This is a genomic window from Methylobacterium sp. UNC300MFChir4.1 (genome assembly GCF_900110155.1).
GTDB lineage: Bacteria > Pseudomonadota > Alphaproteobacteria > Rhizobiales > Beijerinckiaceae > Methylobacterium.
In genome coordinates this window covers 1-13336 of the sequence record NZ_FOCS01000026.1, presented here as the reverse complement: position 1 = coordinate 13336, position 13336 = coordinate 1, and the positions used below count along the sequence as shown (strand labels likewise).

General features: G+C 72.3%; 10 protein-coding genes. 7 read left to right on the top strand and 3 right to left on the bottom strand.

From position 1 onward, the window contains the following. Positions 1-1179 carry an MFS transporter gene (locus BMY19_RS25295; protein ID WP_091981281.1) on the bottom strand — a complete coding sequence of 393 codons (1179 nt, stop codon included), beginning with the start codon at positions 1177-1179 and terminating at the stop codon, positions 1-3. Positions 1180-1643: 464 nt separating this feature from the next. On the opposite strand from BMY19_RS25295, the gene uvrA reads away from it, so the two are divergent. The 7 genes from uvrA (at position 1644) to BMY19_RS25260 (ending at position 11266) form a co-directional block, all read left to right on the top strand. Continuing rightward, complete coding sequence (uvrA, locus tag BMY19_RS25290; RefSeq protein WP_100253309.1) at positions 1644-4745, top strand: excinuclease ABC subunit UvrA; 3102 nt, start codon at positions 1644-1646, stop codon at positions 4743-4745. 615 nt (positions 4746-5360) lie between these two features. After that, on the top strand, positions 5361-6341 hold the full coding sequence (locus BMY19_RS25285; RefSeq protein WP_100253308.1) for a transporter: 981 nt from the start codon (positions 5361-5363) through the stop codon (positions 6339-6341). Between the two features lie 275 nt (positions 6342-6616). Continuing rightward, complete coding sequence (locus BMY19_RS25280) at positions 6617-7591, top strand: S1C family serine protease (RefSeq protein WP_020095499.1); 975 nt, start codon at positions 6617-6619, stop codon at positions 7589-7591. A gap of 166 nt (positions 7592-7757) precedes the next feature. Continuing rightward, the gene (locus BMY19_RS25275) at positions 7758-8027 is read left to right on the top strand and encodes a GCG_CRPN prefix-to-repeats domain-containing protein (protein ID WP_020095498.1); all 270 of its coding nucleotides are present in this window, start codon (positions 7758-7760) and stop codon (positions 8025-8027) included. Positions 8028-8310: 283 nt separating this feature from the next. Then, positions 8311-8457 (top strand): DUF1127 domain-containing protein, encoded by a 147-nt coding sequence (locus tag BMY19_RS25270; RefSeq protein ID WP_020095497.1) that lies wholly within the window; start codon positions 8311-8313, stop codon positions 8455-8457. 90 nt (positions 8458-8547) lie between these two features. Further along, entirely contained in the window at positions 8548-9987 is a 1440-nt protein-coding gene (trmFO, locus tag BMY19_RS25265) for a methylenetetrahydrofolate--tRNA-(uracil(54)-C(5))-methyltransferase (FADH(2)-oxidizing) TrmFO (RefSeq protein WP_100253307.1), read from the top strand. 76 nt (positions 9988-10063) lie between these two features. Beyond that, a complete protein-coding gene (locus tag BMY19_RS25260) occupies positions 10064-11266 on the top strand; it encodes a Zn-dependent hydrolase (RefSeq protein WP_091677322.1) in 1203 nt (400 codons plus the stop codon). Positions 11267-11333: 67 nt separating this feature from the next. Here BMY19_RS25260 and BMY19_RS31680 read toward each other — a convergent pair whose 3' ends face one another. Next, on the bottom strand, positions 11334-12053 hold the full coding sequence (locus tag BMY19_RS31680; RefSeq protein WP_042671319.1) for a CatB-related O-acetyltransferase: 720 nt from the start codon (positions 12051-12053) through the stop codon (positions 11334-11336). Continuing rightward, positions 12050-13336: glycosyltransferase (locus BMY19_RS25250; protein ID WP_139215697.1), on the bottom strand; the 1287-nt coding region annotated here is incomplete at its 5' end. The genes BMY19_RS25250 and BMY19_RS31680, both read right to left, overlap by 4 nt.

The window sequence follows — 13336 nt, the reverse complement described above, 5'->3', positions numbered from 1 at the left end:
TCACACCCGCAGGGACCGGCCGGCCGCCGCCACGCCGAGGAGCAGCGCCGCCACGATCAGCAGGGAGGCGGGCAGGCCGAGCGCCTGCGCGGCGAAGCCGATCAGCGCGGGCCCCGCCAGCACCCCGGCATAGCCCAGCGTCGTCACCGCCGGCACCGCCACGCGCGCGGGCATCGCGGTCTGGCGCCCCGCCGCCGTGAACAGGACCGGGACGATGTTGGCGCAGCCCGCCCCGACCAGGGCGTAGCCGGCGAGCGCCGCCTCCCAGGCCGGGATGACGACCGAGAGCGCGAGGCCGGCCGCCGCCAGCAGGCCGCCGAGGATCACCACGGGCCGCCGGCCGAGGCGGGCCACGATCGCATCCCCGCCGAGCCGGCCGGCCGTCATGGTGACCGAGAAGGAAGCGTAGCCGAGCGCCGCCCAGGCCGGATCGAGCCCGCGCTGCTGGATCAGGAACACCGCGCTCCAGTCGAGGGCCGAGCCCTCGGTCAGGAACACCACGAAGCAGAGCAGGCCCAGCACCAGCACCGGGCCGCGGGGCAGCGCGAAGGCCGGCCCGCCGCTTCCCCCTGTCCCGCCGGCCGGAAGGATGCCCGGCCAGGCGGCCGCGAACAGGGCCACGATGCCGGCGACCAGGATCAGCACGCTCCAGCCGGCGCCCAGGCCGGTGCCCATCAGGACGCTGGCCAGCAGCGCCCCCAGGATGCAGCCGAGGCTGTAGAGACCGTGGAAGCCCGACATCATCGGGCGCCCGGCGGCGCGCTCCACCGCGACGGCCTGCAGGTTCATGACGCAGTCCACCGCCCCCATCCCGGCCCCGAACAGCAGCAGCGCCCCGGTGAGCGGCACGAGCCCGGAGCCCACGGCCAGCACCGGCAGGGCGAGGCCGATCGCGAGCGTGCCGGCGAGCAGGACCGGCCGGAAGCCGAGCCGCGCGGCCGCGGCCCCGGCGCTCGGCATCGCCAGGATCGAGCCGACGCCGAAGGTGAGGAGCAGCAGGCCGAGCCCCGCCGCGTCGAGGCCGGCGCGGTCCTTCACCAGCGGCACCAGGGGCGCCCAGGTGGCGTTGGCGAGGCCGACGATCAGGAACAGCAGCCGGGTGGACAGCCTCTGCCGGGCCGCGGTCCGGTCGTCGGCCCCGGGGATGGCGACCGGAGCGGTCAGGTCGAGCGCTGGCATCGATACGGGTCGGGATGTGGATCTGAGGGCGGGATTCGGCGACGTGGATCTCAGCCCCCGCGGTGCAACACCGAAGGTGGGCCAAGGTTTGGCGAAACCCGAGGTTTGGCGGATCCCGAGGTTTGGCGAATCAAGGTACGGCGAACCTGGGGCCGCCGGACTCTGATCGCGGCCGTTGGCTGCACCGCGTCGTCCCGCGCAGCGGAGGGAGCCCGGCGCGCGCCTCGTCCGTGTGGCGCCATCGGGGCCGCCGCGCTGCGCCCGCGGAGACGGCGGCGCGTTCACCGAGCGGTTGCCGACGTACGCGTTTCGTTCTAGCAAGGGCGGCGCATGACGGGCCTGCGTCCCGCCGGCCGCATCTTGCCGTGAGCCCCCTCGGGCTCGACATGAGGCCGGTGCGGCGGCTGGCCCGCGCGCGAAATCCGACTCTGACCGCGTCGACGCCTCGAAAGACCGCCGCCCTCATGGCCAAAGCCCAAGCTGGAAGTCGTGTCGCAAGCCGCGCCGGCGCCGCCAAAGCCGCTCCCAAGACGCCCCTCAAGGCAGCCTCGACGAAGGCAGGCTCAACGAAGGCAGCCCTGCCCAAACCGGCCCGCGCGAAGGGCGAAGCGCCCGCGGCCCGGACCGAAGCCGCCCTCGACGCCAAGCTGGAGGCCCTGTTCGACGCCGCGCCGGCCCCCGTCGAGGACCGGCGGGTCATCGCGATCCGCGGTGCCCGGGAGCACAATCTCAAGAACGTCGACCTGACCATCCCGCGGGACAAGCTCGTCGTGTTCACCGGGCTCTCGGGCTCGGGCAAGTCGTCGCTCGCCTTCGACACGATCTACGCCGAGGGGCAGCGCCGCTACGTCGAGTCGCTCTCGGCCTATGCCCGCCAGTTCCTGGAGATGATGTCCAAGCCCGACGTCGACCAGATCGACGGGCTGTCGCCGGCGATCTCGATCGAGCAGAAGACCACCTCGAAGAACCCCCGCTCGACCGTGGGGACGGTGACCGAGATCTACGACTACATGCGCCTGCTCTGGGCGCGGGTCGGCATCCCCTACTCGCCGGCCACCGGCCTGCCGATCGAGAGCCAGACCGTCCAGCAGATGGTCGACCGGGTGCTGGAACTGCCGGAGAAGACCCGGCTCTACCTGCTCGCGCCCGTGGTCCGCGGGCGGAAAGGCGAGTACCGCAAGGAAATCGCCGAATACCAGAAAAAAGGCTTCCAGCGGCTGCGCGTGAACGGCGAATACTACGCCATCGACGATGTGCCCAAGCTCGACAAGAAGTTCAAGCACGACATCGACGTGGTGGTGGACCGGATCGTGGTCCGGGCCGATATCGGCTCGCGGCTGGCCGATTCCTTCGAGACCGCGCTGGAACTCGCCGACGGCGTCGCCGAGATCGTGTTCGCCGACGCCCCCGAGGGCGAGGCGCCGCGGACCGTCACCTTCTCGTCGCGCTTCGCCTGCCCGGTCTCGGGCTTCACCATCGCGGAGATCGAGCCGCGGCTGTTCTCGTTCAACAACCCGTTCGGCGCCTGCCCGACCTGCAGCGGCATCGGCCACGAGATGCGGATCGATCCCGAGCTGGTGATCTCCGACCCTGGCTTAAGCCTGAAGCGCGGCGCGGTCGGCCCCTGGGCGAAGTCGACCTCGCCCTATTACGGTCAGACGCTCGAGGCGCTCGCCGAGCATTTCGGCTTCAAGACGGGCGTCCCCTGGCAGAGCCTGTCGGAGACGGCCCGCGCCATCGTGCTCTACGGCTCGGGCAAGCAGGCGGTGCGCTTCGCCTACGACGACGGCTTGCGCAAGTACACGGTCAACAAGCCGTTCGAGGGCGTCATCCCGAACCTGGAGCGCCGCTACAAGGAGAGCGACTCGGACGCCGTGCGCGAGGAGATCGGGCGCTTCATGAGCGAGACGCCCTGCGCCGCCTGCGGCGGCAAGCGGCTGAAGCCCGAGGCTCTGGCCGTGAAGGTCGCCATGGCAGACATCGCCGACGTGACCGCCCTCTCGGTCTCCGAGGCGCACCGGTGGTTCTCGGACCTGCCCGGGAAGCTGACCGCGAAGCAGAACGAGATCGCGGTCCGGATCCTGAAAGAGATCCGCGACCGGCTGAGCTTCCTGGTGGATGTCGGCCTGGAATACCTGACGCTCGCCCGCGGCTCCGGCTCGCTCTCGGGCGGCGAGAGCCAGCGCATCCGCCTCGCCTCGCAGATCGGCTCCGGCCTGACCGGCGTGCTCTACGTGCTGGACGAGCCCTCGATCGGCCTGCACCAGCGCGACAACGAGCGGCTGCTCGGCACGCTCAAGCGCCTGCGCGACCTCGGCAACTCGGTGATCGTGGTCGAGCACGACGAGGACGCGATCCTGCAGGCCGATTACGTGGTCGATGTCGGCCCGGGCGCTGGCATCCACGGCGGCGAGATCATCGCGCAGGGCACCCCCGCGGAGGTGCTGGCGAACCCCGCCTCGCTCACCGCCAAGTATCTCACGGGCGCGATGGCGGTGCGCACCCCGACCGCCCGCCGCAAGGGCCGGAAGGGCAAGCTCGGCCTGTTCGGCGCGCGGGGCAACAATCTCAAGGACGTGGACGTCGAGATCCCGCTCGGCACCTTCACGTGCATCACCGGCGTCTCGGGGGGCGGCAAGTCCACCCTGGTGATCGACACCCTCTACAAGGCCGTCGCCAAGAAGTTGAACGGTGCCCTGGAGCACCCGGCCCCCTACGGGCGGCTGGAGGGGCTGGAGCACCTCGACAAGGTCATCGACATCGACCAGTCGCCGATCGGCCGCACGCCGCGCTCGAACCCCGCCACCTATATCGGCGCCTTCACGCCGATCCGCGACTGGTTCGCGGGCCTCCCCGAGGCCAAGGCGCGGGGCTACCAGCCCGGGCGCTTCTCGTTCAACGTCAAGGGCGGGCGCTGCGAGGCCTGCTCGGGCGACGGCGTCATCAAGATCGAGATGCACTTCCTGCCGGACGTCTACGTCACCTGCGACGTCTGCAAGGGCAAGCGCTACGACCGCGAGACTCTGGAGGTGAAGTACCGGGGCAAGTCCATCGCCGACGTGCTCGACTCCACCGTCGAGGAGGCGGCCGAGCTGTTCAAGGCGGTGCCGGCGATCCGCGACAAGCTCGAGACCCTGAAGCGGGTCGGCCTGCACTACGTCCATGTCGGCCAGCAGGCCACCACCCTGTCGGGGGGCGAGGCGCAGCGCGTGAAGCTCTCCAAGGAGCTGTCGAAGCGCGCCACCGGCCGCACCCTCTACATCCTCGACGAGCCGACCACCGGCCTGCACTTCCACGACGTCGCCAAGCTCATGGAGGTGCTCCACGAGCTGGTCGACCAGGGCAACACCGTGGTGGTGATCGAGCACAACCTCGAAGTGATCAAGACCGCCGACTGGGTGATCGACATGGGTCCCGAGGGCGGCGACGGCGGCGGCCGGGTGGTGGCGCAGGGCACGCCGGAAGAGATCGCCCGCGCCAAGGCCAGCCATACCGGCCGGTTCCTGCGCGAGGTGCTGGAGCGGCGGCCAGCCTCACCCGCGAGCCGCGGTCGCGCCGCGGAGTAGCGCGGCGGCGGAGGGGGCGGGCATCGCACGCACCGGCGACCGTGCCGGACGCGCCACCGCCCCCGCCCCCGCCCCCGCCCGTGCAGTGCGGGCGCGGGTCCGACGCGACGGATCACCCGCTCCCGGGCCGGCGCGGCAGTTTCTGCCGGGTCTCGGCCGGACCCCGCGCCCGCGGACGGTGATTCGAGCGGCCGGATCCGGCTCCGGACCCGCCGCCGACCGGCTCGGAGCCGGATCCCGGCCCGCGCGTCCGGACCGGCGGCCTGCCCGATCACCCTCCCTCCTTTGCCGGATTCTCCCGCGGCCCGGGCCGGCAACAGCTTGACCGTTCAACGATATTTTGCCGAAACCGCGATCCGAGCAGGGTCTGTGGACAGTGTTGCATCGCCGCAAAAATGCGGCTTTTGCGCAACGGTTCGGCCGGTTGTGGCGTTTCGGCGAGCATTCCACTGTCTTTCCGCAGGTCTCTGTAGAATAGTCGCAGACGTTGAGACGGGCAGGCTCCGTGGGGGCGCTCGGCAGGTCCGAAGCCGGCAGCCGCGATAGGCGAGCAGACCGGCAGGGAAGTGCCGAATGCGGGACGGACGCCGTATGACCTTGGGAAGGAATGAGAAAATGATGAAGAACTGGCTCGCGGCCGGCACGGTCGCGCTCACGGTCGGCATGACCTCGACGATCGCGCAGGCGCAGACCACGACGGTTCCGGGCGAGCAGGTCGGCCTCGCCGTCGGCGCGCCGCTGCCGGAGGGTCTCTACGCGATCAACACGTTCACCTATCGCCGCACCGATGGCCGGAACGATCCCGACACGGCCGTCAACATCCCGGTCCTGGTCTGGTCGACCCCGTTCGTGCCGTTCGGCGGCCGCGTCGAGCTGCTCGTGGCGCCCCCGACCGTGTTCGCCTTCACCCGCAACCCGGCGGGCGTGCGCAACAAGGACATCTCGATCAACGTCGGCACCTTCGTCGGCGGCATCTGGGCCTTCGACCTCGGCAACAACTTCGGCGTCAGCTTGCTCGGCGGCGCCTACCTGAACGACCTGAACGGCGACCGCGGCTCGATCATCACCGCGAACGGCACGACGGCCACCCCGGTCCTGCCGCAGCTCTCCTCCAACACCTACCGCTTCGGCATCGCCGGCAGCTACACGGGTGACGGCTGGAACATCACCGCCAACCTGACCGCCAACATCTACGACTCGCCCGGCCGCTTCCCCGGCCAGGTCGGCGCCGCCATCGGCCCGATCCGCCTGTCGGACGCCCTTAACTTCGACCTCACGGCGACCAAGAAGTTCGGCAACTTCGAGATCGGCCCGATCGCCTACGGCACCTACAACTTCGACATCAGCCAGGCCAGCGCCGCGGCCGGGAACCGTGGCCGGTTCGCCCTCGGCGGTCTCATCGGCTACGACTTCAAGATCTTCACCGTCCAGGCCTACGTTGCCCGCGACGTCGTGACCGGCGCGCAGTACACCAACGCGTTCGGCCGCACCCGCGACAACTACTCCACCGACGGCTGGATCCGGTTCATCGTGCCGCTCTACTCGCCGACCCCGGCCGCCGCGCCGGTCCCGGCGCCGCTGGTCCGTAAGTACTGAGATCCTTCCGAGACACCGGGCTCCCCGCCGCCGCGCGGCGGGGGCTCCCGGATCTCCGACAGGCCGTCCTCCGGGACGGCGCGCCGCCCGGCTCCGCCGGGCGGTTTTTCTTTGAGCCGGTGCCGCCGCGGGCCGCACCCGGCCGCTCCGGGCGGGCCCGTGCCACGGGTCGCAGCCGGCCGCGGGTGACGCGGGCGGCGCGGACATCCTATGGTGTGCCGATGGCGCGGCTCCGGGGCCGACCGGAGCGCAGGCGGACGAGCCGAAGGATTGTCATGGCGACGCAGGGCGAGTGGAAGATCCCCGCGCAGGCCCAGCCCAGGCCCGCGGATTACGGCTACGACCTCGACCGGGCGCTCTCCGCGGTCCTGGCCCTGTCGGCGCGGATCCCGGACAGCGCGTTCACGGCCGAGACGCTCGGCACCGAGCGCGCCGGCAACGGCGTGGTGATCCGCGAGGACGGCCTGGTGCTCACCATCGGCTACCTCGTCACCGAGGCCGAGAGCGTCTGGCTCACCACCCGGGACGGCCGCTCGGTGCCCGGCCACGTCCTCGGCTTCGACGCCGCCACGGGCTTCGGCCTGGTCCAGGCGCTCGGCGATCTCGGCGTGCCGGCCCTCCCGCTCGGCCACTCGGCCGGGCTGAAGACCGGCGACCGGGCCGTGCTGGCCGGGGCGGGCGGGCGCCAGCGCTGCGTCGCCGTCGAGGTCGTGGCCCGGCAGGAATTCGCCGGCTACTGGGAGTACGTCCTCGACGAGGCCCTGTTCACCGCCCCCGCGCACCCGCACTGGGGCGGGACCGCGCTGATCGGCCCCCAGGGCGACCTGCTGGGCATCGGCTCGCTGCAGCTGCAGCAGGGCGGCGGCGGCGCGGCGCGGCCGATCAACATGGTCGTGCCCATCGATCTGCTGACGCCGATCCTCGAGGACCTCGCCACGCGCGGGCGGGCCGACCGGCCGCCCCGCCCCTGGCTCGGCCTCTACGCCACCGAGAGCGAGGAGGGCATCGTCGTGATGGGCCTCGCCGATAACGGCCCGGCCGAGACCGGCGGCCTCCAGGCCGGCGACGTGATCGAGGCGGTGGCCGGCGAGCCGGTGGCCGACCTCGCCGCCCTGTTCCGGAGCGTCTGGGCCCTGGGCGAGGCCGGGGTGCGGGTCCCCCTCACGATCCGCCGGGAGGGGCGCGGCGTGAAGCTCGCCCTCGTCTCCGGGGATCGGGAGCGGTTCCTGCGCACGCCCTCGCTGCACTGAAGTCGCGACCCGGAGCGTGCAACCTTCGCGCTCCGAGCGGCGTTGCCGCGGCGCCGTCGCGGGCCTGTACCGGACACAACCTACGGCTCAGCGACGGTTCAGGTGGCGGGACCGAATCTCGAACGACCGGCTCCCGATCCGCCGGAAACGTTGAGGAGATCCAGTCATGACGATTCTGAGCGCACCGCGCGCGAAGGCACTCGTGATGGCCGCCGCGATCGCCGGCGGCCTCGGGCTCGCGGGGTCTGCCGAGGCGGCCGGGGGCTGCGGCCCCGGCTTCCATCCCAATCCGTGGGGCATCTGCCGGCCGAACTGGGGCCCCCGGCCCTACGGATACTGGCGGCGCCCGGTCTATTACGGTGGGTACGGCGGTTACTACCGGCCGCGGCCCTTCTACCGGCCCTACGGCTTCTACGGGCCGCGCCCGTTCTACTGAGCCCCCGTCCGAGCCCGTCAGACGGCATGCAGGGCGTCCCGCCGACCGGCGGGGCGCCCTTCGCGCGTGCGGGAGGCCCCTCGGCGCCCTGCATGCGCACAAAGAATGACCATCCGGAAACCTTGCCGGTTTCTTAAGCCGGTTATGCGATTTTCGCAGGTCTGGTGCTTGACCTTACGACTCCTGCTGCGCTGCGGCGCGATTATATGTGCGTTGCACCAACAAGAGGCAGCGATGCGCAATGGGGCGCCATCGTCTGCCCGAGCAGAGGTCACAGCACACCATGTCCGCCGCCCGTAGCGTCCTGAGCCGCGTCCGCGCCTATCTCCGGTACCGCGACACCGTCACCCAGCTGTCCCGCCTGTCGGACCGCGATCTTGCCGATCTCGGCATCAACCGCAGCGAGATCCGCGGCGTCGCCCGCGTCTGATCCCCGCGTCCGCGCCACAGCGCCCGAGACGAATGCCTCGAAGGACCGCCGCCCGTTGATCCGGACGGCGGTCCTTCGCTATTCTCGGACATGACACAGACCATCCACATCGTCGGCGGCGGCCTCGCCGGATCCGAGGCCGCCTGGCAGGTGGCCGAAGCCGGGCACCGCGCCGTGATCCACGAGATGCGCCCGGTGCGCGGCACCGAGGCGCACCGCACCGACGGGCTGGCCGAGCTCGTCTGCTCCAACTCGTTCCGGTCGGACGACCCGGAGGGCAACGCCGTCGGGCTGCTGCACCAGGAGATGCGCTCCTTGAGCTCGCTGATCATGCGGGCGGCCGACGCCAACCAGGTGCCGGCGGGCGGGGCGCTGGCGGTCGACCGCGAGGGCTTCTCCGCCGCGGTGACCCGGGCCCTGGAGCAGCACCCCAACGTCACCCTCGTCCGCGGGGAGGTCGAGGGCCTGCCGCCGGAGGAATGGGGCCCCTGCATCGTCGCCACCGGCCCGCTCACCGCGCCGGCGCTGGCCGAGGGCATCCGCGGGCTCACCGGCGCCGAGTCGCTGGCCTTCTTCGACGCGATCGCGCCGATCGTCCACCGCGACTCGATCGACATGGACGTGGCGTGGTTCCAGTCCCGCTACGACAAGCCGGGACCCGGCGGCACGGGCGCGGACTACCTCAACTGCCCGATGACCCGGGAGCAGTACGACGCCTTCGTGGCCGCCCTCGTGGCGGGCGAGAAGATCGGGTTCAAGCAGTGGGAGGGCACGCCCTATTTCGACGGCTGCCTGCCCGTCGAGGTCATGGCCGAGCGCGGCCCCGAGACGCTGCGCCACGGGCCGATGAAGCCCGTGGGGCTCACCAATCCCCGCGACCCGCTGGTCAAGCCCTGCGCGATCGTGCAGCTGCGCCAGGACAACGCGCTGGGCACCCTGTACAACATGGTCGGCTTCCAGACGAAGCTGACCTACGCCGAGCAGGTGCGGGTCTTCCGCATGATCCCCGGCCTGGAGCGGGCCGAGTTCGCCCGCCTCGGCGGCCTGCACCGCAACACCTACCTCGACAGCCCGCGCCTCCTCGACGCCACCCTCCGGCTGCGGGCCCGTCCGACCTTGCGCTTCGCCGGGCAGATCACCGGCTGCGAGGGCTACGTCGAGAGCGCCGCGGTCGGGCTGATGGCCGGCCGCTTCGCCGTCGCGGAGGCGGCCGGCGCCCCCCTCGCCCCCCTGCCCCAGAGCACGGCCCTCGGCGCGCTTATCGCCCACATCACCGGCGGCCACCTGATGGCGGACGGGGAGGCCAACGCCCCGCGCTCGTTCCAGCCGATGAACGTGAATTTCGGCCTGTTCCCGCCGCTCGAGCGGGCCCCCCGCAACGAGACCGGCCGGCGCCTGCGCGGGCCCGAGAAGGCGGCGCTGAAGAAGCGCGCGCTCACCGACCGGGCCCGGGCCGATCTCGCCGCTTGGCTGGAGGGCGCGGGGGGCGGTGCGCGGGGCGCGGCCTCGAGACCTGCGGCGGCGGAATAGCGGGCCGCACGGGGCTTGCACCGCCGGAGGCCTCCTCACTTGGCCTCCTCACTTGGCCTCATCGCCTGGGCTCACCATGACCGCGATCGACACCCGGGCCTTCCTGGCCGACCTGTACGAACTGCGCGAGATCGGCCGGTTCCGCACCGGCGTCCACCGGCCGACCTTCTCGGCCGACGACATGGAATCCCGGCGCTGGCTGATGGCCCGGCTCGAGGCCTGCGGCCTGGAGGCCTCCATCGACGGGATCGGCAACGTGCTCGGGCGCCACCGCGGGCCGGGCCCGCACCTGCTGGTCGGCAGCCACATCGAGACGCAGAACGAGGCCGGCTGGCTCGACGGGGCGCTGGGCGTCGTGGCCGGGGTCGCGCTGGCCCGCGCCGGGCTGCCCGTCGACGTCGTCGCCTTCGCGGACGAGGAGGGGCACTTCTCGGGGGGCTTCCTGGGCAGCCGCTCGGCGATCGGCGACCTGACCGAGGCCGAGATCGACGAGGCCCGCAACCGCACCGACGGCACGCCGCTCCGCGCGGCGCTCGCGAGCGCCGGCCTCGCCGGCCTGCCCCGGACGCGGCTCGACCCGGACCGCTACCGCGGCTTCCTCGAGATGCACATCGAGCAGGGCACGCAGCTCGAATCCGCCGGCCTGCATCTCGGCGTGGTGAGCGGCATCGTGGCGATCTGGCAGTTCCGGATCGACTTCGCCGGCAACCAGGACCACGCGGGCGGCACCACCATGGCGGAGCGCCGGGACGCGGGTCTCTCGGCGGTGCGGCTGCTCGCGGCGATCGACCGGGAATTCCCGAAGGTCTGCGGGCCGCGCAGCACCTGGACCACGGGACGGATCACCCTGGATCCCGGCGGCTTCAGCATCATCCCGGGGCGGGCCGAGGTGTATTTCCAGTTCCGCGACGTGGCGATGCCCGTGCTGGAGCGGATGGAGGCCTGCCTGGAGGCGCTGGTGCGGGACTCGAACCGGCGCGAGCGCTGCCCGGCCACGCTGACGGCCCTGGCCAAGGCGATCCCCGCCCCCTGCGACCCGGCCCTGATGCGCGCCCTCTCGGAGGCGGCCGAGAGCGTCTGCCCCGGCGGGTGGCAGGTGATGCCGTCGGGGGCCGGGCACGACGCCCAGAACGTCGCCCGGATCCTGCCGGCCGCGATGCTGTTCGTGCCCTCGATCGGCGGCATCAGCCACCACTGGGCGGAGGATACCAGCGACGCCGACCTCGCCCTCGGCGTGCGGGCCCTCGGCGACGCGGCGGCGCGGGTGCTGGCGGGCTGAGCGTGCCGCCCCGGACGCCCCGGCGCGGGGCGCGTCCCGGCGGGCGCCCGGCCTCAGGTGCCTGGGCTCAGGCGCCCGGCACCAGCGACCGGATCGGGATCAGCTCCGGCCGGTATTCCTGCATGCCCCCGGCGATCCGCTCCTCGACGGCGTCGATGAACGTCTCCGGGTCGGTGATCGAGCACTGGCGCAGGTCCCAGAAGGCGTAGCGCCACCATTGCACCTTCAGGTAGCGCTCGATCAGCGCGTCCGGGAAGCGCATCTTCACGATCCGGGCGGGGCTGCCGGCCACGATCGCGTAGGGCGGCACGTCCTTGGTCACCACCGCCATGGCGCCGATCACCGCCCCGTCGCCGATCGTGATGTCGGGCATCAGGAAGGCGCCGTGGCCGATATAGACGTCGTTGCCGATACGCACGCGCTTGGGCCAGAGATACGGGCCGGAGATCTCGTAATCCTCCGCCCGCGGGTCGATGCGGTCGAACACGGCCGAGTGGTGCGTGTAGAACAGCGGCGAGGTCGAGCCGCACTGGACCGGGTGGCTGCCGCGCCCGACCTGGACGCTCTCGCCGATCGAGCAGTAGCGGGCGATGTCGGCCCCGAAATAGTAGCCGCTGACCGCGTACGAGAACGCCCCCATGGTGAGGCAGTAATCGACGCCCATCCACTTGATGCTGCACGGCGGCTCGAAGACGCAATCCTCCGGCAGGCCGAACGGGGCCGGGTGCAGCACCGAGATGCCGCGGCGCAGCATCTCCTGCTTCATGTCCTCGTTGACGGAGATCATGCGGCGTCCTCGTCGCTGGGGTGCCCGGTCCCGGCCGGCGCCGGGTCCAGGCCGTAATAGTCGCCCATCAGGTCGCCGTAGGTGGCGGCCCGGATCGGCACGGTGAGCCGGCCCGCGGCCGAGACGTCGATGGCGAGCAGGCGGTCGTTGAAGGCGGCCGGATCGGTGGCCAGCGCGCCGGGGAGCAGGTGCCCGTTCGGGTAGGCGCGCAGCCGCTCGGCCGGCGCGCCGAGGTCGAAGGCCGCCACCGGCAGGCCGGTGCGCAGCGCCAGGGTCAGCGCGTACGAGTAGGTCTCGGGCCAGATCGCCGGCAGCAGCACGAGGTCGGCCGAGAGCCGCCAGACCAGGTCCAGGGCCTCGTGGTCCCCGGAATAGCGCCCGGTCTGGGCGACCCCGACGCGCTCCAGGCCGATCGCCAGGGCCGGGTCCGAGTAGCCCACGATCGCGAAGTGCAGCGGCAGGTCCCGGTCCTGCGCGTCGGTGGCGAGCGCCTGCAGGAACAGGCCGCCCTTCGTGGCGCTGATCGCGCCGAGCACGGCGACGCGGCGGATTCGGCCGGGCCGCTGGAGGGCGGTCGAGCGCACCGACCGCTCCGGCTCGACATGCGGCCGCACCGTGACCGCGAGGTCCGGGTACACCGTCCGGATCCGGCCCGCCGTGTCGGAGGACGGCGCGAACACCCGCGCGGCGCCCGCCAGGAACGCCCCGAACGCGGCCCGCCGCTCGCCCGGATCCGGCTCCTCGAACCCGTCCGCGTCCACCGCCAGGCACGACCGGCACTCGGTGACCGGCGCCAGGCCGCAGTAGCGCCCGTCCGGCTGCACCAAGTGGTTGCGGTGGCACACCGGCGAGTAGTCGTGCAGCGTCCACGCGTAGGGCCGCCCCGCGCCCGCCACCACCGCCATCAGCGCCCGCGCCGCGCCCCAGCGCAAGCCCGCCAGCGAGTGCACGTGGATCAGGACCGGCGCTAGCTGCCCGACGAACTCCGCGAGCTCGGCCGCGTCGCGCGGCAGGTACAGGCTGTCGAGGTTGGGCAGGTACAGGAACTCGGGGCCGCGATACGAGACGTGGACCTCCAGGTTGCGGGTCCGGTCGATCTGCAGCAGCACCACGCTCAGGCCCTCGGCCCGGGCCTGCGCGACCATGTCGTCGATGTGCCGCTGGATGCCCCCGCCCCAGCTGTGCGTCACGTACAGCAGCGCCCGGCCGGCGAAGTGCCGGGCGAGCCGCGCCCGGTCGAGCCGCGCCCGCCCGCGCCGGCCGGGATCGGCCTGGACGAACTG